The organism is Mesorhizobium monacense (assembly GCF_056781675.1).
This window is the reverse complement of record NZ_CM165567.1, coordinates 4,940,993-4,961,716: the sequence shown is the minus strand read 5'-3', so window position 1 is coordinate 4,961,716 and position 20,724 is coordinate 4,940,993. Positions and strand designations below refer to the sequence as shown.

The following is a 20,724-nucleotide window of genomic DNA, read 5'->3' as shown; positions in this document are numbered from 1 at the left end:
CCGGCGCCGAAGGGACGGGTGGAGGCGGCAGCGCGGCCATGGCACGGAGGGTCGAATGCTGAAGGAATTCCAGGAATTCATTTCCAAGGGAAATGTGATGGACTTGGCTGTCGGCGTCATCATCGGCGCCGCCTTTAGCAAGATCGTCACTTCGTTGGTCGACGACATCATCATGCCAATCGTCGGCGCGATCTTCGGTGGACTGGACTTCAACAACTATTTTTTTGGGCTTTCCTCGGCCGTCAACGCCCCGACGCTGGACGCGGCCAAGGGGCAGGGCGCGGTTCTGGCCTATGGCAGCTTCATCACGGTGGCGCTGACCTTCCTCATCATGGCCTTCATCATCTTCCTGATGGTCAAGGCCGTGAACGATCTGCGCAGGCGGCTCGAGACAGAAAAGCCGGCTGCGCCTGCCGCGCCGCCGCCCGCCGATGTCGCTCTGCTGACCGAAATTCGCGATCTGCTGGCCAAGAGATAGCCGGAGCAACGTTTCTGGACCAAAACCCCGGTCGCTTGCGGCCGGGGTTTTCTGTTTTCGCCTGCCTCAAAACAGGCTAGCTGTCGCGAAACCAACGGACATTTGCATGACCCTGATCCAGAATTTACGCGCCGAGGCCCGCGCCGCGCCCGAAAGTGGTATCGTCGCCGTCGTCAATCACGGCCGGCTGCGCGACGGCCTGATCCCGCTCTGGGCCGGCGAGGGCGATCTGCCGACGCCTGCCTTCATCAGCGACGCCGCTGCCCGCGGACTGGCCGCCGGCGAGACCTTCTACACCTGGCAGAAGGGCATCCCGGAGCTGAGACAGGCGCTTTCTCGCTACTATGACAGGCATTTCGGCAAGACCTTTGCCGCGGACGAGTTCATTGTCACCGCCTCCGGCATGCACGCCATCCAGGTGGCCATCGACGCGGTCGCCGGCAGTGGCGACGAGGTCGCCTATCTGTCACCGGCCTGGCCGAATTTCGCCGCCGCTGCCGGTGTCGCTGGCGCCGTTCCGGTTGCGGTCACACTCGACCAGTCCGGCAATGGCTGGTCCTGCGATGTTGACAAGATCGCAGCCGCGATCACGCCAAGGACCAAGGCGCTGTTCGTCAACACGCCGTCCAACCCGACCGGCTGGACCGCCGACCGGGAGACGCTGCAGGCGATCCTCGACCTTGCCCGCGAAAAGGGCATCTGGATCATCGCCGACGAGATTTATGCGCTGTTCCACTACAGTCACGGCCGTGCGCCGTCCTTCCTCGACATTGCGACGGCGCAAGACCGCATCCTGTTCGTCAACAGTTTTTCCAAGAACTGGGCGATGACCGGCTGGCGCGTCGGCTGGATCAAGACCCATCCCGCCCTGCAGCAGGTGTTCGAGAACCTGATCCAGTATTCGACCTCGGGCGTTGCCCAGTTCATGCAGCGCGGTGCCGTCGCGGCGCTCGACGAGGGCGATGCCTTTATCGCCGAGCAGGTTGAGCGGGCGCGGGCGGCGCGCGATCTGGTCTGCGGTATCCTCGACGCAACCGGCAAGGCGCGTTTCACCGTGCCGCAGGGCGCGTTCTACCTGTTCTTCACGGTCGACGGCATCACCGATTCCCGAACCGCCGCTTTCGACATCGTCGACCAGGCCAATGTCGGCCTGGCGCCCGGCACCGCCTTCGGCCCCGGCGGCGAAGCCTTCCTCAGGCTATGCTTCCACCGCCGCCTCGACCAGCTCGAGGAAGCCGCGCACCGGCTGGCGAAGTGGATGAGGACGGTTTGAGCAGCTGAGGATCAGACGCCCTTCAGCCACCTGACTTCGGAACCAATAGAGGGATAATCCGGTCGCTCTTGGCGACCGCGGGGCGGCCCGCCGCACCATAGGGGATGCCGAGTGCGTCCCAAGTCTCGACCAGGGCGTCCTGCAGTTCGGCGATCAGTTGATCGGAATGGAAGGGCGTCGGCGTGATGCGCAGCCGCTCGGTGCCGCGCGGCACCGTCGGATAGTTGATCGGCTGGATGTAGATGCCGTGCACGCCGAGCAGGCGATCGCTGGCCATCTTGCAGAGTTCGGGATCGCCGACCAGCAACGGTACGATATGGGTCGGCGAGTTCATCACCGGCAGGCCGGCGGCGCCGAGAATCTCCTTGGTCCGCGACGCCTGGCGCTGCTGCGCGTCACGCTCGGCCTGCGAGCGCTTCAGGTGGCGGATCGACGTGGTGGCGGCAGCCGCGATCGCCGGCGGCAGCGCCGTGGTGAAGATGAAGCCCGGCGCATAGGAGCGTACGGCGTCGATGACGGCACTTGTGCCAGTGATGTAGCCGCCGAGCGTGCCGAATGCCTTGGCGAGCGTGCCTTCGATGATGTCGATGCGGTCGGCGAGCCCTTCGCGCTCGGTGATGCCTCCGCCGCGCGGTCCGTACATGCCGACGGCATGCACCTCGTCGATATAGGTCATGGCGTTGTAGCGCTCGGCGAGGTCGACGATCTGCTTGATTGGCGCGATGTCGCCATCCATCGAATAGACGCTTTCGAACACGATCAGCTTGGCGCGTTCGCGGCCGGCCGCCTGCAGCAGGCTTTCCAGATGCGCGACGTCATTGTGGCGGAAGATCTTCTTTTCGGCGCCCGAGCGCCGCACGCCTTCGATCATCGAGGCGTGGTTCAGCTCGTCCGAGATGATCAGGCAGTTGGGCAGCAGCCGCGCGATGGTCGAGATCGACGCTTCGTTGGAGACGAAGCCCGACGTAAAGACCAGTGCCGCTTCCTTGTCGTGCAGGTCGGCCAGTTCCAGCTCAAGCTGGACCAGCGGGTTGCTGGTGCCGGAAATGTTGCGGGTGCCGCCGGCGCCCGAACCCATCTTGCCGGCCGCGTTCTGGAACGAGGCGATGACGTCCGGATGCTGGCCCATGCCGAGATAGTCGTTGGAGCACCAGACGGTGATTTCCTGGGCGCGGCCGTTGGAACGCCAGATGGCGCGCGGGAATTTGCCCACGATGCGCTCGAGGTCGGCAAAAACGCGATAGCGCCGCTCGGCATGGAGCTGGTCGATCGCTTCCTCGAAGAACCGCTGATAGTTCATGTCGACGTCCCAAGTTTTGCGCGGGATCATAGTCATTGCCCCCTTTGGCGTCCACCGGACCTTTTTGGTCAAAATGCCACGCCCCGGACCTGTTCCTAACGTCCACGGTTCGTGGCCTATTCCCTTGATGTGGATCAATTTTGTTTCGGTATCATGCCGCAGGCCGGAGCGACTGTTACCGATTTAACATTGAGGGTTTTAATGGCCTTGCGGCGGGCTTTCCAGTAAGGCGCTTGTTGAGACAGTTTCCGATAAATCAGAAGGTGCGAGGATTCGGGATGACGGTTTTGGTAACGGGCGGTGCCGGCTATATCGGCAGCCACATGGTCTGGGAACTTCTGGATGCGGGCGAGAGCGTGGTCGTGCTCGACCGGCTTTCGACCGGCTTCGAATGGGCGGTGGCACCCGAGGCGAAGCTCGTCGTCGGCGATGTCGCCGACAGGGAGCTGGTCGGTTCGATCATCAGGGAAAACAAGGTCGACGCGATCATCCATTTCGCCGGCTCGATAGTGGTTCCCGAGTCGGTCGCCGACCCGCTCAGCTATTACGAGAACAACACCTGCAAGACACGCACGCTGATCGAGACCGCGGTGCGCGAAGGCGTGCCCAATTTTATCTTTTCCTCGACCGCCGCCGTCTATGGCGGCGCCGGGCTGGAGCCGGTGCGCGAGGACGCCAGCCTGGCGCCGGTATCGCCCTACGGCCTGTCCAAGCTGATGAGCGAATGGATGCTCCGCGATGCGGCGATTGCGCACGGGCTGCGCTATACGGCGCTGCGCTACTTCAACGTCGCCGGCGCCGATCCCAGGGGCCGCACCGGCCAGTCGACGCCGGGCGCCACGCATCTGATCAAGGTCGCCTGCGAGACCGCGCTCGGCAAGCGGCCCTTCATGCAGGTCTTCGGCACCGACTATTCCACCCCGGATGGTACCTGCATGCGCGATTACATCCATGTCAGCGACCTGGCGGCGGCGCATCGTCTGGCGCTGCAGCGGCTGCGCGCCGGGGGTGCCAGCCTGGTCGCCAATTGCGGCTACAGCCACGGTTATTCGGTGCTTGAAGTCATCGACAGCGTTCGCCGCGCCTTCGGCCATGATTTCGAGGTGAAGATGGGGGACCGCCGCCCGGGCGACGCCGCCGCCGTGGTCGCCAATTCGGAGCTTGCACGTGCGGAGCTCGGCTGGACGCCGCAGCGCGACGACCTCGACCTGATCGTCGCCGACGCGCTTGCCTGGGAGCGGATCCTGAGCAGCAAGAACTCGGCGCGGTAGCCAGCCTATAGACCAAGGGCTCGTCCCGCGCTCGCAGAAGCGCTATTGAAGGGCTTCTCGGCGGAGCGTGGAGGCGCTTTGGCCATATTTGATCCTTGGGGGGCGGCATGAAGGTTTTGGTGCTTGGGGCCGGTGTTGTCGGTACGGCCGCCGCCTACTATCTGGCCAACGACGGCCACGAGGTGACGGTGATCGAACGTCATCCGGCCCCGGCGCGCGGCACCAGCCAGTCGAATGCCGGGCTGGTGTCGCCCGGCGACGCCACAGCCTGGGCCTCACCCGCGGCGCTGAAAACGTTCCTGCGCGCGCTCTACAACCACGATCTCGGCATCAAGGTGCGGCTGCGCTTCGATCCGTATTTCCTGGCCTGGAGCCTGCGTTTCCTGCGCCAGTGCACGGTATCGCGCCTGCGCGCCAACAGTCAGGTCAAATTGCGCCTGGCGCTCTACTCCCGCGACTGCATCAACGCGCTCTCGGCCGATACCGGCATCCACTATGACGAGCGCAAGAAGGGCATCCTCTATTTCTTCCGCTCGCAGCACAGTCTCGACACCGGCACCGACAACTACCGGTTTCTCGCCAAACATGGCCTGCCGATCGAGATCGTCGGTCGCGACCGCCTGATCGAGCTCGAGCCCGGCCTTGCCGATGCGAAGGACAAGATCGCCGGCGGCGTCTATTCGCCGATCGACCAGACCGGCGATTCCCGGCAGTTCGTCGAGAAACTCGCCGCCTACGCTGCGGAAAAGCTCGGCGTGAAGTTTCTCTACGGCACGGCGGTCGAGGGTCTCGACGTCGAAGGCGACCATGTGCGCGCTGTGATGACTTCGGCCGGCCCGGTCTCCGGCGACGCCGTCGTCATCTCGATGGGGCCGGAAAGCGGCCTGCTTGGCCGCCGCTACGGCATCGACCTGCCGGTCTATCCGGTGAAAGGCTACACCGCGACCATTCCCCTGGAGGACGAGAGCAAGGGGCCGACCATGGGCGGCGCCGACGAAGACCAGTTGATCGGCTACTCCCGGCTCGGCAACCGGCTGCGGCTTGCGTCCACGGCCGAATTCACCGGCTTCGACCGCACATTTCGTCCCAGAGACTTCGCCGCCATGTTCAGGACCGGCAAGGAGCTTTTCCCCGGCGCCTTCGACGAGAAGAAGGCCGAGCTCTGGGCCGGCCTCAGGCCGATGATGCCCAACTCCGTGCCGGTCATCGGCCAGGCCCGCTACACGAACCTCTATCTCGACACCGGCCACGGCCATGTCGGCTGGACCATGGCCTGCGGCTCGGGGAAATTCCTTGCCGACCTCGTCGCTGGCCGTAAGCCCGAGATCGACCCGCAAGGGCTGGTCTACAGGAACTAGCGATGTCCGGACCGCAAGTCGCCATCGATCTCGGCCGCATCGAGCGCAACGCCCGCACCATCGTCGAGCGCTGCGCGCTCTCCGGCATCAAGGTCTTCGGCGTCACCAAGGGCACCTGCGGCATGCCGCAGGTGGCGCGCGCCATGCTGCGCGGCGGTGTTTCCGGCATTGCCGAGTCGCGCTTCGAGAACATCCGGCGCTTGCGCGACAGCGGCATCACCGCGCCGATCATGCTGCTGCGCAGCCCGCCGGTTGCCCGCGTCGAGGAGGTGGTGCGCAGCGTCGACATCAGCCTGCAATCCGAACTCACCATCATCCGCGAGATAGCCCGCATCGCCGAGCGCATGGGCCGCGTCCACGACATCATGCTGATGATCGATCTCGGCGATCTCCGGGAAGGCATCTGGCCGAACGATCTCGTCCCCACGGTCGAGCAGATCCTGGAGATGAAGGGCGTGCGCATCGCCGGCATCGGCACCAATCTCGGCTGCTTCGGCGCCATCATGCCGACCGAGGAAAACCTCGGCCAGCTCGTCGCCCACGCCTACAAGACCGAGCGCCTGTCCGGCAAGAGCCTGGACTGGATCTCGGGCGGCGCCTCGTCGTCGCTGCCGCTGCTGCTCGAGGGACGTCTGCCCGCCGGCATCAACAATCTGAGAGTCGGCGAGGCGATCCTGCAAGGCGGCGTCGAAACCTTCCGCGACACGCCCTGGGATGAACTCGAACCCGATGCCTGCCGCCTGACCAGCGACATGATCGAGGTCAAGCTGAAGCCGTCGCGGCCGATCGGCCAGTCCGGCTACGACGCTTTCGGCAACCAGCCGGTGTTTCCCGATGAAGGCGACAGGCTGCGCGCCATCGCCAATATCGGCCGCGAGGACGTGCTGGTCGAAGGGCTGGTGCCCATTGCCAAGGGTATTCGCGTGCTCGGTGCCTCCAGCGACCACCTGCTGCTCGATGTGCAGGACGCCGATCCGCCGCCCGCTGTCGGTGACCGCGTCGCCTTCCGCATGAGCTACGGCGCCATGCTTTTGGCAATGACCTCTGAATATGTCGAAAAGGCCCCGATGCACGATGTCGAGGATTATTCCGGCCGCAAGATGGTGTCGATCTCGGCCGAGCCGGCGGCGGCTGGAATCGTGGCGCGCGAGGCGACCGGCGCCCGGCTGGAGGCGATGAATTTCGACGTCGTCGAGCTCGCCGATGTCGAACGGCCGCCATCCGGTCTGATCCGGCTGACCGTCGGCGCCGACCGTCGCATCGCCCACAGGGCGCTGACGGCGACAGCGCGTGCCACGCATTCCTTCGGCCTGATCTGGATCGATTCCATTGCCGCACTGATGCCGGAAGACGAGGAAGGCATCAACCTGCCCGAGGTCTCCGTGCTGGCGCGGACGCTCGGCCTCGACCACAAGCCCGGCGCCCTGCAACCGCAGCTGTCGCCGGAAAACGTCGTCATTGTCGGGCTGCGCCATGCCGATCCGGCCGAGGCGCGGGTGCTGAACGATTCGCGCGTTTCCGCCTTCACCATGACCGACGTCGACGCCATGGGCATGCGCGAAGTCATGCGCGAGGCCATCCACATCGCCTCCTCCGGCACGCAAGGTTTTCACGTCAGCTACGCGCCAACGGTGACCGAGTTCGCCGGCTGGGCGGCGGGTTCCGGCGGCATCACCGTGCGCGAGACGCATCAGGCGATGGAGACGATCGCGCTGTCCGGTGGGCTGCTGTCGATGGATGTTTCCGGGCTGACGGTCGAACTCGAGCCGCGGTTGGCGACCGAAACGATCAACTTCGTCATGTCGGCTTTCGGCAAGCGGATTCTCTGATCAACTTGCGTCGACCGCCGTATGCCACGCGCGCGCATAGTCGGCCCAGGCTGGATCGGCCGGTGGCTCGGTCTTTTCGCCCCTGCTTCCGACCGCGCCGCGATCGGTCGCCAGAAGCGCGGCGCCGATGCTGGTGCCGGTCGCCGCTTCCGAGGCAATGACCGGCCGCGCCGTCGCGGCGGCGAGCATCCGGGTGAAAAGCCGGTTGCGGGCGAACGGGCCCTCGACGATCGCCGGACCATCGCCGCCGATCAGGCCCAGACAAGTCGCCGTCATCAGCGCCAGATAGAAGGACACGGCGACGAAGCGTTGGCCTTCGGTGATGTCCTCAGCCGCGAGCCACTGCGCGGCGTGATGCGGATAAGGCCCCGAGCCTTTCTGGGTCGAGGGCAGCAACAATGTCCTGCGTGCCAGCACGGCGGCGACATCTGCGTCGCTCCAGTCCTGCGCGGAACCTTCGGTGAGCAGCGAGAATTCGCGGCCGCCCATGAAGCGCGCTGACGGAACGGGATCGCTGAGCGCGTTGACATTGACCAGCGTGTCGCGCGCCGCATCGAGCGCCACCTTGTCGCCGCCCACCGCCATCGACACCACCCAGGTTCCGGTCGAGACGACCGAGAAAGGCGGCGGGTCGGCAAGCAGATGCGGCAGCAGCGAGGCGTTGGAATCGTGCAGCCCGCAAAACACCGGCGTTTGCGGGTCTAGCCCGGTTTGTTGTGCAAGCGCAGGCAGGATCGGCCCCAGCCGGTCCTTCGCCGGTCGTACCGGCGCCATCAGCCGGCGCCAGCCCATCTCGTCGACCAGCGGCGAGTAATCCGCCTTCCAGGGGTTCCACAGATCGGTGTGGCAGCCGAGCGATGTCACTTCGTTGGCGGCGACGCCGGTCAGCCGCGAGGCCCAGTATTGCGGGTACATCAGGATCGCCGCCGCTCGGGCGAATTCGATTGGAAAATGCCTCTGCTGCCAGAACAGCTGCGCGCCGATGTTGAGGCCGGCGGGCAGGCGCGGCGTGCCGGTCTCGGTAAAGGGTGGACGGATCGCATCATAGTCGCTGGCAAGCGCGTCCGGCCCGGCGAATTCATAGTCGAGCACCGGCAGTGCCAGTTTGCCTTCGGCATCAACCAGCACCGCCGTCGCGCCATGGGTGGTGATCGATATGGCGTCGATGTGCTGCTCGCGGTGGATCGCGGCGAGGCTGTCGAGGATGAAGGCCCACAGGGCTTCGACATCGTGATGAGGGTAGAGGCCATTAGTGGAGGCCGCGTTGGCGGTGCGGCGCAGCGCTGTCTCGTGCATGGACGCAAGATCGACCAGCGCCACCTTGGCGTTGGTCTTGCCGATATCGATGACGGCGACGTGGCGCATCATGCCATATGGAACATGGTTTCCAGCGGCACCGCCACCGGCTCGTTCTTCGCGTTGGTTTCCATGACATCTGCCATATGCGCCCACCAGCGCTGCATCACCGGGTGCTTGGGCAGGTCGGCCATGCCATGATCGTCCCGCCGCCACAGCACGCCGAAGAGGATGTTGGTCTCCTCGTCGATATGGATCGAATAATCGGACACCCCGGCCTGTTTCAGCAGGGCCACCAGCGACGGCCAGATCTCGTCATGGCGGCGCTTGTACTCGGCCTTCATGCCGGGATTGAGCCTCATCTTGAAGGCGTATTTTTCCATCAGGCGAAGCCTCCGCGCAGCCGCCGCCAGACGATCGGCAGCGCAATCACTATGATCAACAGCAGCCCGATGAAGATCGACATGACGATGCCCGGCACGTTGAGCAGGCCGAGGCCGAAGGTCACCAGCCCCATGATGAAGGCGGCAAGCACGACGCCCAGAATGCTGCCGGCGCCGCCGAGGATGCTGACGCCGCCGAGCACCACCATGGTGATGGCTTCGAGCTCGTAGCCTTGCGCGATCGAAGGCCGGGTCGAACCGAGCCGCGAGGTGATCAGCACCGCGGCGATGCCCGACATCAATCCGGTCAGGCAGAACAGGATGAACTTGATGCGATCGACGCGCACGCCGGAGAACTGTGCCGCCACCGGATTGTTGCCGATGGCAAAGACCCGCCGGCCGAAGCTCGTCCGGTGCAGCACGAACCAGTAGATGACGGCCGCCACGAGAAACAACGTCAGCTCGACCGACACCACCCACCACACATAGCCCTGGCCAAAGAAGGCGAAGCTTGCTGGATAGCCCTTGTAGGCCTGGTCGCCGAGCACGATGAAGGCAATGCCGCGAAACAGGCTCATCGTGCCGATGGTGACGACGATGGACGGCAGGCCGAGCTTGGTGACGAGCAGCCCGTTGAAGGCACCGCAGCCGAGCCCGACGGCGATGCCGATCAAGACCAGAACCGGCGTGCCGGCGCCGGCCTGCACGGCCATGCCCATCATGGTCGAGGCGAGCGCGATGATGGCGGCGACCGACAGGTCGATCTCGCCGGAAATGATCAACAGCGCCATGGCGAGCGCAATCAGCGCCTTTTCGGTGAAGTTGAAGGTCAGGTCCGACAGCGACCACGGATCGAGGAAATAGGGCGACGCAAAACTATTGACGGCAAAGATCGCGACCGCGACGACGACCAGCAGCGCCTCCCAGGAGAAGATCGCCGAAGAGAGCGGCTTGTCGAGCCGGTCCGGGATGTGGCGCGGGGCAGGGGTGTCGGTCATGCCGCTTCCGCCTTTCTGAGGATGATGCGGCCCTGCCGGCGTTCGCCGCGCGCATTGAGCACCACAGCCAGGATGATGGCGCTGCCCGAAATCGCCATCTGCCAGAAGGGCGAGATGTTGATGACCGGCAGCGCGTTGGAGATCATGCCGAGGAACAGCGCGCCGAGCACCGCCCCGCCGACCGAGCCGATGCCACCGGCGATCGAGATGCCGCCGATGACGCAGGCGGCGATGATGTTGAGCTCATAGCCGTTGGCGACCTCGACCGAGGCAATCACATAGCGCGAGATCCACAGATAGCCGGCGAGCCCGCCGATCATCCCGGAAATGCAGAAGACGATGAATTTGGTGCGGCCGACATCGATGCCGGCATAGACCGACGCGGTCGGATTGACGCCGATGGCGTAGATCGAGCGGCCGAGCGCGGTGCGCGTCATCACCAGGAAGAACAGCGCGATGACGAGGAGCGCGATCCATGACAGCACCGGAATGCCGAGGAAGGCCGCGCGCTGCAGATTGATGAAGTCGGGGCTCATCTGGTCGGCATTGACCCAGGCGCCGCCGGAAATGACGAAAGTGGCACCGCGATAGATAGTGAGCGTGCCCAATGTCACCACGATCGAGGGGATGTTCAGCCGCCACACCAGCAAGCCGTTGACGGCGCCGAGCACCAGCCCGACGAGGAGTGCGATGACGATCAGCAGCGGGATCGGGATGGCCGGATGCGCGGCGTTCAGCATCGCCACCACCATGCCGGTGAAGCAGAGGTTGGAGGCCATCGACAGGTCGATCGAACGGGTCAGGATCACCACCATCTGGCCGAGCGCCAGGATCATCAGGATCGAGGTGTCGTTGAACACCTGGCGCAGATTGGCCGGGTCTGCAAAACCGGGGAAGCGCGTCGAGATCAGGCCGATCAGCACGGCGATGGCCGCAAGCAGCCAGATCTCGCGGTATTTGACGACGTTTTTCATGCCGCGATCCCCGCTGCTGTCCTCACCAGCGTCTCGGCGTCTAGCCCTTTGTTATCGTGGACAGCCGCGATGCGGCCTTCGCGCATGACGACGACGCGGTCGGACATGCCCAGGATTTCGGGCAATTCGGACGACACCATGATCACCGACAGGCCTTGCGCCACCAGTTCGGCCATGAAGCCATGCACGGCGGCCTTGGAGCCGATGTCGATACCCTTGGTCGGCTCGTCGAGGATGATCACCTTGGGCGCCGTCGCCAGCCATTTGGCGATGACGATCTTCTGCTGGTTGCCGCCGGAAAGCGTGCCGACATCCTGGCTGAGCGAGGAGGCGCGCAGATCGAGCCGCTCGGTGTAGGAGCGGGCCAGCGCGAACTCTTCCGCCAGGCGAAGCATCCCGGATTTGGACGTGCGCTTCAGCGAAGGCAGCGAGACATTCTGGAAGATCGGCAGGCCGATCACCACGCCCTGCTTGCCGCGCTCCTCCGGCACGTAGACGATGCCGGCTTCGATCGAGTCAGCAGCCGATTTCGGCGCGATGGCCTTTCCCTCGAGCGTGATTGTGCCCCTGCTGGTGCGCGTGATGCCCGATATTGCCTGCATCACCTCGCTGCGCCCGGCGCCGACAAGGCCGTAGAAGCCCAATATCTCGCCCTTGTGCAATTCGAAGCCAATGTCGTCGAACTCGGTCGGATGCGACAGGCCGGTGACCGACAGCACCGGCGCGCCGATATCAGCCTTGCGCTGCGGAAAGATGTGGTCGACGTTGCGGCCGACCATCATGCGCACGATCTTGCCCTGGTCGGCGTCCTTGAGCAGGCCTGCGCCGACCATCTCGCCATCGCGGAACACGGTGTATCGGTCGGCGATGCGGTAGATCTCGTCGAACTTGTGGCTGATGAACAGGATCGCCTTGCCTTCGCTCTTGAGGAATTCGATGAGCAGAAACAGCTCCTCGATCTCCTTCATCGAAAGTGCCGCCGTCGGCTCGTCCATGATGACGATGCGTGCGTCGATCGACATGGCGCGGGCGACGGCCACGAGGTGCTTGTTGGCGATACCGAGATCCTTCAGCCGCGTGTCAGCGTCGATATGGCCGGCGCGCATCGTGTCGAGAACCTCGCGGGCGTTCTTGCGCATCGTGCGCCAGTCGATGGTGCCGAAGCGGGTGCGCGGCGCATGGCCGAGAAAGATGTTTTCGGCAACCGACAGGTCGTCGAACAGCACTGTTTCCTGGTGGATGGCGGTGATGCCATGGCCGAAGGCGGCGTGGGCACTGTGCACGGCAACGGCCTCGCCGTCGATGCTGATCGTGCCGGCGTCGGGCTGGTAGATGCCGGTCATGATCTTGACCAGCGTCGACTTGCCGGCGCCGTTCTCGCCGATCAGCGCTGTCACCTGTCCGGGATAGAGCGACAGGCTGACATCATGCAGCGCGCGTACGCCGGGAAAACTCTTAGAGATGCCTGAGAGCGTCAGGCGCGGGGCGGAGGGCTCGGGCCGTTCCGTCTCCAATTCGTGCTGGGCTGTCGTGTCCATATCCGTATCAGGCCCTGAAGCTAGAGCAATCCCAGGAAAGGTGCGAAGCGGTTTTCGATCCAGAATTGCATAAAAACAAAATGCTTAGAGCGGTCGGCGGTTCTATCAAAAGCTGAACCGCTCCAGGTCCGTTTGAAGATGCGGCGGAGCGTGAGCCCCGCCGCATCAGCTTGAAGGACGCCAGGATCAATAGATCTTGGAGAACTTCTCGATGTTGGTCTTGTCGAACTGGAAGGGCGGAGCCATTGCAGCCGAATTGGTGTCGTCGAGCGTCACCTTGCCGACGCGGCCGATCGACAGCGTCGCACCGGGCTTGGCCTCTTCCTTCTTCACCGCCAGGTCATGGGCGAGGTAGATGGCCGAGTAGCCGAGATCAATCGGGTTCCACAGCGCGACCGCCTGGCTGGAGCCATTGTCGATGAACTTCTTGAACTCCGACGGCAGCGCCAGGCCGGTGACATTGACCTTGCCGATGAGGCCTTCGTCGGTCACCACCTGGGCGGCGGCAACGACGCCGACCGTGGTCGGTGCGATGATCGCCTTGAGATTCGGATAAGACTTCAACAGGCCCTTGGCTTCGTCGGTGCTCTTGGCCGAGTCGTCATCGCCATAGACGGTGGCGACGAGTTTGATCTTGGGGAACTTCTCCGGCAGCACCTTCTTGGCCGCCTCGATCCAGGCATTCTGGTTGGTCGCGGTCGAGGATGCCGACAGGATGGCGACATCGCCGCCTTCCGGCAGATAGTCGGCGGCGAGCTTGATGATGGTCTCGCCGATCAGGCCGGTGTCGGACGGGTTGAGGTGAAGCTGGCGGCCTTCGGGAGCGACGCCCGAATCCCACGAGATCACGGTGATGCCGCGTTCCATCGCCTTCTTCAACGCCGGAACCAGCGCGTCCGCATCATTGGCCGAAATGGCGATGGCGTTGACCTTCTGCGCGATCAGCGAATTGACCACCTCGATCTGCGCTTCGGCGGTCGCCTTGGTCGGGCCGGTGTAGATGACCTCGACATCGCCGAGTTCCTTGGCCGCTTCTTCGGCGCCCTTGTTGGCTGCATCGAAGAAGCCGTTGCCGAGCGACTTCACCACCAGCGCGATCTTGACGTTTTCGGCATAGGCGGCATTCACGAACATGGCGGCGGAAAAGGCCGCCGTAACCAGCAGTTTCTTCAAGAAGCTCATCGAATATCCTCCCTTGAGCGTTGCATTCCATCGCCGCTGCGGGCGCGAGTTGGCCTCAGGCCTGCAGTGAAGATTCTTCCTTGTTGCTTGCCGGTTTGCGGGCGACGATCAGCGTCACCCCGGCGGTTTCCAGCATCTTGGCTTCGCGGTCCTCGATGCCGTCGTCGGTGATCACCGTGGCGATGCGTGTCAGACCGCACAGGATCAGGCTGGAGCGCATGCGGAATTTCGAGGAGTTGACCAGCACCACAAGCTCGTCGGCCTGGTCGATCAGTTTCTGCTCGGCCTGGATCAGCAGCGGGTCGCCTTCCATCAGGCCGAGCGGCCCCAGCCCCTGCGCGCCCATGAACATGCGGCGCGCATAGAAATTGCGCGTCACGTCATTGTCGAAGGGCGACAGGATGATGTTCTGCTCGCGATAGATGGTGCCGCCCGACAGCATCACCGTGTTCTTGGAATGCTTGAGCAGGTGTTCGGCGATCGGGAAGGAATTGGTGAAGATCGGCATGCGGCGGCCGGTCAGGAAATGCACCATCTGGAAGGTCGTGGTGCCGCCATTGATGATGATCGGCTCGCCATCCTTGCAGAGTTCCACTGCTTCCCGGGCGATCGCCCGCTTCTGCTGGGCATTCAGCGTTTCGTTGACGGAAAAGGGCCGGCCGGCAAGGCCGATGAACTGCGGCGGCGAGATCGCCTCGGCGCCACCACGCACACGGCGCAGGCGCTTTTGAACGTGCAAGGCAGCGATATCGCGCCGGATCGTCGCCTCGGACGAGTCCGTCAGGTCGACCATTTCCTGCACCGTCACCACAGGTTTTTCCTGGACGGCGGACAGAATGATCCTGTGGCGCTCTTTCTCGTGCATGGTTCCTCCCTGCCTGGGCATCTAGGCACCCAAAACGCGCAGTGTCAATCATTTCCAATCATATATTTTCATTGTGCAGTGCAGTATGATCGGAGTTGATCGTTTGTGATTGACAATCTCGCCGCTAGCGTAGACATTTGGCCAAGCTCGACCGCACTGTTCGCGTGTCTCACGGGAGGATATTCAAATGCTCGACAAGCGCTCCGGCTCGCGCCTTGCCAATCTGTGGGACGACGCCAAGGCGGCGTCGATGAGCGAACCGGAACGCCTCGTCTATCGCTCGAACACGCTCGGCTCCGACAAGCGCGTCACCAATTATGGCGGCGGCAACACCTCGTCCAAGATCTGGCAGAAGGACCCGCTGACCGGCGAGAGCGTGGAAGTCTTGTGGGTCAAGGGCTCGGGCGGCGACAGCGCCTCGATCAAGCTGGACGGTTTCGCCACCCTATACATGGACAAATTGCGCGCGCTGAAGGGCCTCTATCGCGGGCTTGCGCATGAGGACGAGATGGTGGGCTTCTTGCCGCACTGCACCTTCAACCTCAATCCGCGCGCGGCCTCGATCGACACGCCGCTGCACGCCTTCGTGCCGAAGCCGTTTGTCGACCATATGCACCCCGATGCCATCATCGCCATCGCCGCGGCCAAGGATTCCAAGACGCTGACCAAAGAGATCTTCGGCGACGCCATCGGCTGGCTGCCATGGAAGCGGCCGGGCTTCGAGCTCGGCCTGTGGCTGGAAAAATTCTGTCTCGAGCATCCCGCCGCCAAGGGCGTCATCCTAGAGAGCCATGGCCTGTTCACCTGGGGCGACACGCCGAAGGAATGCTACGAGACGACGATCGCGGTGATCAATCAGGCGATGGAGTGGTTCGAGCGTCGGTCCGAAGGCGTGGCGATTTTCGGCGGCGAAATCGTCAAATCGCTCGATGCTGAGGCGCGCCGCGCCGTGGCCGCAAAGCTGATGCCGCGGATTCGCGGCCTGATCTCGGAGAAGAGCCACAAGCTCGGCCATTTCGACGATTCCGCCGCCGTGCTCGAATTCGTCAATTCCAGGGATTTGCGGCCGCTGGCGGCGCTTGGTACCTCCTGCCCGGACCATTTCCTGCGCACCAAGATCCGGCCGCTGGTCATCGAGTTCGATCCCGCAAATCCCGATGTCGATGCCGTCATCGCGCGTCTCGCCGACGATATTGCTGCCTACCGCGCCGGCTACCAGGCCTATTACGACAGCTGCAAGCATGCAGACTCGCCCGCCATCCGCGATCCCAATGCGGTCGTCTATTTGATGCCCGGCATCGGCATGTTCACCTTCGCTGGCGACAAGGCGACGGCCCGCATCTCGGGCGAGTTCTACGTCAACGCCATCAACGTCATGCGCGGCGCCTCGACCGTCTCGTCCTATGCCGGCCTGCCCGCACAGGAAGCTTTCGACATCGAATATTGGCTGCTCGAGGATCTGAAGCTGCAGCGCATGCCGAAGCCGAAGGCGCTGGCCGGCCAGATCGCTTTGGTCACCGGCGGCGCCGGCGGCATCGGCCGCGCCACCGCCAACCGCTTGCTGCGCGAAGGCGCCTGCGTCGTGCTGGCCGATATCGACGAGACGGCACTCGCCGGCGCCAATGAGGAACTAGCCAAGGCCTACGGCAAGGATTTCGTGCGGCCGGTGCTGATCAACGTCACATCAGAGGACCAGGTAATCTCCGGTTTCGCCGAGACCGCGGTCGAATTCGGTGGCATCGACATTCTCGTCTCCAATGCCGGCCTTGCCTCCTCGGCGCCGATCGAGGAGACGACGCTGGCGCTGTGGAACAAGAACATGGACATCCTGTCCACCGGCTATTTCCTCGTGTCACGTGAGGCCTTCCGGCTGTTCCGCGCCCAGAAGATCGGCGGCAACGTCGTCTTCGTCGCTTCCAAGAACGGCCTTGCCGCTTCGCCCAACGCCGCCGCCTATTGCACAGCCAAGGCGGCCGAAATCCATCTCGCGCGCTGCCTGGCGCTGGAGGGCGCCGAGGCGCAGATCCGGGTCAATGTCGTCAACCCGGACGCCGTGCTGCGCGGCTCCAAGATCTGGACCGGCGAATGGAAGGAACAGCGCGCTGCCGCCTACAAGATGTCGACCGACGATCTGGAAGAGCACTACCGCTCGCGCTCGATGCTGAAGCGCTCGGTCTTCCCCGAGGACATTGCCGAGGCGATCTACTTTTTCGCCTCCGACGTGTCGGCCAAGTCGACCGGCAACATCATCAATGTCGACGCGGGCAACGCCCAGAGCTTTACCCGCTAGTCGATCGCCGAGGGGCGCCAACGCCGAAGCGCTTCCCTTCTCTCCGTCTCAATACGGGGAGAAGGTGCCGGTAGGCGGATGAGGGGCGGCGCCGGCAGAACGCATATTGGGAGGAATTGCAGTGTCCGAAACCATCATCTCCGCCGAAATCGTCGACAAGGACAACGCCGTGCGCAAGGCGAACCTCGAACGCGACTATCAATCGCTTGGCGAGCGCCTTGACCGGCGCGGCATCTCTATCGACGCCATCCGCGACAAGGTGGAAAAATTCGCGGTGGCGATCCCGTCCTGGGGCGTCGGCACTGGCGGCACCCGTTTTGCCCGCTTTCCCGGCGCCGGCGAGCCGCGCGACATCTTCGACAAGATCGAGGACTGCGCCGTTATCCGCCAGCTGACGCAGGCGACGCCGACCGTCTCGCTGCACATCCCGTGGGACAAGGCCGATCCGAACCGGCTGAAACAGGCGGCCTCGCGCTTCGGCCTCGGCTTCGACGCCATGAACTCCAATACCTTCTCGGATGCCAGGGACCAGAAACTCTCCTACAAATTCGGCTCGCTGTCGCATGCCGATGCCGGCACGCGCCGCCAGGCGGTCGAGCACAATCTCGAATGCATCGAGATCGGCAGGACGCTGGGCTCGAAGGCGCTGACGGTGTGGATCGGCGACGGCTCGAATTTCCCCGGCCAGGTCAATTTCGCCAGGGCGTTCGAGCGCTATCTCGACGCCATGAAGCACATCTATGCCGGCCTGCCGGACGACTGGAAGCTGTTTACCGAACACAAGATGTATGAGCCGGCCTTCTATTCGACGGTCGTGCAGGACTGGGGCACCAACTACATGATTGCCCAGGAACTCGGCGACAAGGCCTTCTGCCTGGTCGACCTCGGCCACCATGCGCCCAACGTCAACATCGAGATGATCGTGTCGCGGCTGATCCAGTTCAAGAAACTCGGCGGCTTCCACTTCAACGATTCGAAATATGGTGATGACGATCTCGACGCCGGCTCGATCGATCCCTACCGGCTGTTCCTGGTCTTCAACGAACTGGTCGATGCCGAGCTTTCGGGTGCCGAGGGTTTTCATCCGGCCCACATGCTCGACCAGAGCCACAATGTCACCGATCCGATCGAAAGCCTGATGCTGTCGGCGGTCGAGGTGCAGCGCGCCTATGCGCAGGCGCTGCTGGTCGACCGCAAGGCGCTGGAAGGTCACCAGGACACCAATGACGCGCTGATGGCGACCCAGACGCTGAAAGCGGCCTACCGCACCGATGTCGAGCCGATCCTGGCCATGGCGCGGTTGAAGACCGGCGGCGCTATCGATCCGGTCGCCGCTTATCGTGCTGCCGGCTACCGAGCGAAGGTGGCGGCGGAACGGCCGGCGGTAGCCGGGGGCTCAGGCGGCATCGTCTGACACACCTGACATCTGATTTGATCCAGCTGGTCACCGTTGCTGGTGGACTCGGCCGCCCCAACCGGCTCTTCTAGGCGCACCCCACGCCCCGGAGCCCCGCCATGCCCTTGACCCGCCGGACGCTGATCGCCGTCAGCCTTTCGCTTGCAATCGCCTTCACACCATCCGCGGCCGCCTTCGCAGCCTCGCCCACACCGGCGAAGGGCGAACACGGCATGGTGGTGACGGCCCAGCATCTGGCGTCTGAAGTCGGCGTCGAGGTGCTGAAGAAGGGCGGCAACGCCGTCGATGCGGCGGTCGCCGTCGGCTATGCGCTGGCCGTGGTGTACCCGAACGCCGGCAATATCGGCGGTGGCGGCTTCATGACCATCCGCTTCAAGGACGGCAAGTCGACCTTCCTCGATTTCCGCGAACGCGCGCCGCTGGCTGCGACCAAGACCATGTATCTCGACAAGGACGGCAAGCCGGTGAAGGGCGCCAGCCTCGACGGCTACCTTGCAGTCGGCGTGCCGGGCTCGGTCGCCGGCTTCGAGGCTGCGCGCGAGAAATATGGCACGTTGTCGCGGCAGGATCTGATGGCGCCGGCGATTGCCTACGCCAAGGACGGGTTCGTCCTCAATCAGGGCGATGCCGGCTTTTTTGCCCGCTACGCAGACCGGCTGGCGAAGGATCCGGCGGCGGCCGCCATCTTCCTGAAACCGGACGGCAAACCCTATGGCTTTGGCGAGCAGCTGGTGCAGTCGGACCTCGCCGCCTCGCTGTCTGCGATCTCCGAGAAGGGGCCTGACGCCTTCTACAAGGGCGCCATCGCCGACGCCATCGTCAAGGCAAGCAGCGCCAAGGGCGGCATCCTGGCCAAGCCGGATTTCGAGCAATACGCGGTGCGCGAGCTGAAGCCGGTGACTTGCTCTTATCGCGGCTACGAGATCATTTCCTCGCCGCCGCCAAGTTCCGGCGGCGTCATCATCTGCGAGATCCTCAACGTGCTGGAAGGCTACCCGCTGTCCTATCTCGGCGCCGGTTCGGCCGAGACGGTCCATGCCATGGTCGAGGCGATGCGTTACGCCTATGTCGACCGCAACTCGGCGCTTGGCGACCCGGATTTCGTCGACAATCCGGTCTCGAAGCTGCTCGACAAGGGCTACGCCAAGGACATTCGCGACAAGATCGATCCATTCCGGGCCGGCGTCTCGCAGGATCTGATGCCGAAGGGTTTTGGCGAGAGCAAGGAGACGACTCACTATTCGATCATCGACAATGACGGCAATGCGGTTGCGGTCACCTACACGCTGAACGGCTCCTTCGGCGCCGGCGTCGTCGCCGACGGCACTGGCATCCTGCTCAACAACGAGATGGACGATTTCACCCAGAAGCCGGGCGTGCCCAACCTCTATGGGCTCGTCCAGGGCGAAGCCAACGCCATCCAGCCGAAGAAGACGCCGCTATCCTCGATGAGCCCGACCGTGGTGGCCAAGGACGGCAAGCCGTTCATGGTCATCGGCAGCCCCGGTGGCTCGCGCATCATCACCATCACGCTGGAAGCGATCGTCAATGTCGTTGACCACGGCATGAACATCCAGGAGGCGATCGACGCGCCGCGCATCCACCATCAGTGGCTGCCCGACACGGTCTATGTCGAGCCGTTCGGACTGTCGCCCGACACCGAAAGACTGCTGGCCGGCATGGGTTATCACCTCGATCTCGGCGACACGACTTGGGGCCAGGCTGCCGGCATACTGGTCGGCGGCAAGAGCCTGGCGGAAATCGAGAAAGGCGGCGGCGCCCGCTACAACGGCGCCATCGACAGCCGCGCCGCATCCGGCGAGGCGCTGGGCTATTAGACGACCAACGTTATGGTCGACGCAATCAGCAACACGGCCGCGATGCCGACGAACAGGGCATAGAGTCGCGGCCGGTCAAGCAGCAGCGCATTGCCCGATATCCAGGCCGAGGTGGCGCCGCCAAGCGCGAACAGGAAGCCGTTGCGGTGCCCGAAGGTCATCGAGGCGGCCATCAGCCCACCGATGATCAGGGCGCCGAACACGATGATGACGGCGACGGCATATTTCTCGAAATCGTTTCCGCTGCCCATTGCCGGTCCGATCGTGTTCAGATTCGGCAGGTCGTCCGGATCGAAGGGGTTGGCCGAGCCATATTCGTCTTGACCGATGGATTCGCGCATCACTCGTTCTCCGCTGAGCGGCAACAAACCATCAACGCTTGCCGAGCGCAACCGGCAACGCCACCGCGGCGATATGTTCGCCGCCCTCTGGTG

General features: G+C 63.9%; 17 protein-coding genes. 8 read left to right on the top strand and 9 right to left on the bottom strand.

Annotated elements, in window-relative coordinates:
• The first annotated feature begins 55 nt into the window (after positions 1–55).
• Together mscL and AC1RUK_RS23800 are read left to right on the top strand one after the other, a co-directional pair.
• On the top strand, positions 56–478 hold the full coding sequence (mscL, locus tag AC1RUK_RS23805; protein ID WP_481838687.1) for a large conductance mechanosensitive channel protein MscL: 423 nt from the start codon (positions 56–58) through the stop codon (positions 476–478).
• Positions 479–584: 106 nt separating this feature from the next.
• Complete coding sequence (locus tag AC1RUK_RS23800; RefSeq protein WP_481838688.1) at positions 585–1,751, top strand: pyridoxal phosphate-dependent aminotransferase; 1,167 nt, start codon at positions 585–587, stop codon at positions 1,749–1,751.
• Positions 1,752–1,773: 22 nt separating this feature from the next.
• On the opposite strand, the gene hemA is transcribed toward AC1RUK_RS23800, so the two are convergent.
• The gene (hemA, locus tag AC1RUK_RS23795; protein WP_481838689.1) at positions 1,774–3,051 is read right to left on the bottom strand and encodes a 5-aminolevulinate synthase; all 1,278 of its coding nucleotides are present in this window, start codon (positions 3,049–3,051) and stop codon (positions 1,774–1,776) included.
• Positions 3,052–3,329: 278 nt separating this feature from the next.
• Between hemA and galE the strand changes: the two genes are divergently transcribed.
• The 3 genes from galE (at position 3,330) to AC1RUK_RS23780 (ending at position 7,509) form a co-directional block, all read left to right on the top strand.
• Positions 3,330–4,322 carry a UDP-glucose 4-epimerase GalE gene (gene galE / locus AC1RUK_RS23790; protein ID WP_481838690.1) on the top strand — a complete coding sequence of 331 codons (993 nt, stop codon included), beginning with the start codon at positions 3,330–3,332 and terminating at the stop codon, positions 4,320–4,322.
• A 107-nt stretch (positions 4,323–4,429) separates the two neighbouring features.
• Positions 4,430–5,680, top strand: a complete 1,251-nt coding sequence (locus AC1RUK_RS23785; protein ID WP_481838691.1) for a D-amino acid dehydrogenase — start codon at positions 4,430–4,432, stop codon at positions 5,678–5,680.
• Between the two features lie 2 nt (positions 5,681–5,682).
• Positions 5,683–7,509: an alanine racemase gene (locus AC1RUK_RS23780; protein ID WP_481838692.1), complete on the top strand. Its 1,827-nt coding sequence runs from the start codon at positions 5,683–5,685 to the stop codon at positions 7,507–7,509.
• Here the strand turns inward: AC1RUK_RS23780 and AC1RUK_RS23775 are convergent, their stop codons facing one another.
• From AC1RUK_RS23775 to AC1RUK_RS23745, 7 genes are all read right to left on the bottom strand, one after another.
• Positions 7,510–8,877, bottom strand: coding sequence for an FGGY-family carbohydrate kinase (locus AC1RUK_RS23775; RefSeq protein ID WP_481838693.1), 1,368 nt, complete (start codon positions 8,875–8,877; stop codon positions 7,510–7,512).
• Positions 8,874–9,188 carry an L-rhamnose mutarotase gene (rhaM, locus tag AC1RUK_RS23770; RefSeq protein WP_481838694.1) on the bottom strand — a complete coding sequence of 105 codons (315 nt, stop codon included), beginning with the start codon at positions 9,186–9,188 and terminating at the stop codon, positions 8,874–8,876. The genes AC1RUK_RS23775 and rhaM overlap by 4 nt, the downstream gene beginning before the upstream one ends.
• Positions 9,188–10,186, bottom strand: coding sequence for an ABC transporter permease (locus AC1RUK_RS23765; protein WP_481838695.1), 999 nt, complete (start codon positions 10,184–10,186; stop codon positions 9,188–9,190). Before AC1RUK_RS23765 ends, rhaM begins: the two co-directional genes overlap by 1 nt.
• A complete protein-coding gene (locus AC1RUK_RS23760) occupies positions 10,183–11,160 on the bottom strand; it encodes an ABC transporter permease (RefSeq protein WP_481838696.1) in 978 nt (325 codons plus the stop codon). Before AC1RUK_RS23760 ends, AC1RUK_RS23765 begins: the two co-directional genes overlap by 4 nt.
• Positions 11,157–12,698 (bottom strand): sugar ABC transporter ATP-binding protein, encoded by a 1,542-nt coding sequence (locus AC1RUK_RS23755; protein ID WP_481838697.1) that lies wholly within the window; start codon positions 12,696–12,698, stop codon positions 11,157–11,159. Before AC1RUK_RS23755 ends, AC1RUK_RS23760 begins: the two co-directional genes overlap by 4 nt.
• 186 nt (positions 12,699–12,884) lie before the next feature.
• Complete coding sequence (gene rhaS, locus AC1RUK_RS23750; protein WP_481838698.1) at positions 12,885–13,880, bottom strand: rhamnose ABC transporter substrate-binding protein; 996 nt, start codon at positions 13,878–13,880, stop codon at positions 12,885–12,887.
• A 55-nt stretch (positions 13,881–13,935) separates the two neighbouring features.
• Positions 13,936–14,745 carry a DeoR/GlpR family DNA-binding transcription regulator gene (locus AC1RUK_RS23745; protein WP_481840125.1) on the bottom strand — a complete coding sequence of 270 codons (810 nt, stop codon included), beginning with the start codon at positions 14,743–14,745 and terminating at the stop codon, positions 13,936–13,938.
• A gap of 187 nt (positions 14,746–14,932) precedes the next feature.
• Here AC1RUK_RS23745 and AC1RUK_RS23740 point away from each other — a divergent pair, with 187 nt between their 5' ends.
• From AC1RUK_RS23740 to ggt, 3 genes are all read left to right on the top strand, one after another.
• Positions 14,933–17,035, top strand: coding sequence for a bifunctional rhamnulose-1-phosphate aldolase/short-chain dehydrogenase (locus AC1RUK_RS23740; RefSeq protein WP_481838699.1), 2,103 nt, complete (start codon positions 14,933–14,935; stop codon positions 17,033–17,035).
• A 121-nt stretch (positions 17,036–17,156) separates the two neighbouring features.
• Entirely contained in the window at positions 17,157–18,449 is a 1,293-nt protein-coding gene (rhaI, locus tag AC1RUK_RS23735; RefSeq protein ID WP_481838700.1) for an L-rhamnose catabolism isomerase, read from the top strand.
• Positions 18,450–18,550: 101 nt separating this feature from the next.
• Positions 18,551–20,290: a gamma-glutamyltransferase gene (ggt, locus tag AC1RUK_RS23730; protein ID WP_481838701.1), complete on the top strand. Its 1,740-nt coding sequence runs from the start codon at positions 18,551–18,553 to the stop codon at positions 20,288–20,290.
• On the opposite strand, the gene AC1RUK_RS23725 is transcribed toward ggt, so the two are convergent.
• A complete protein-coding gene (locus AC1RUK_RS23725) occupies positions 20,287–20,631 on the bottom strand; it encodes a hypothetical protein (RefSeq protein WP_436170792.1) in 345 nt (114 codons plus the stop codon). The genes ggt and AC1RUK_RS23725 overlap by 4 nt on opposite strands.
• Between the last annotated feature and the right edge of the window lie 93 nt (positions 20,632–20,724).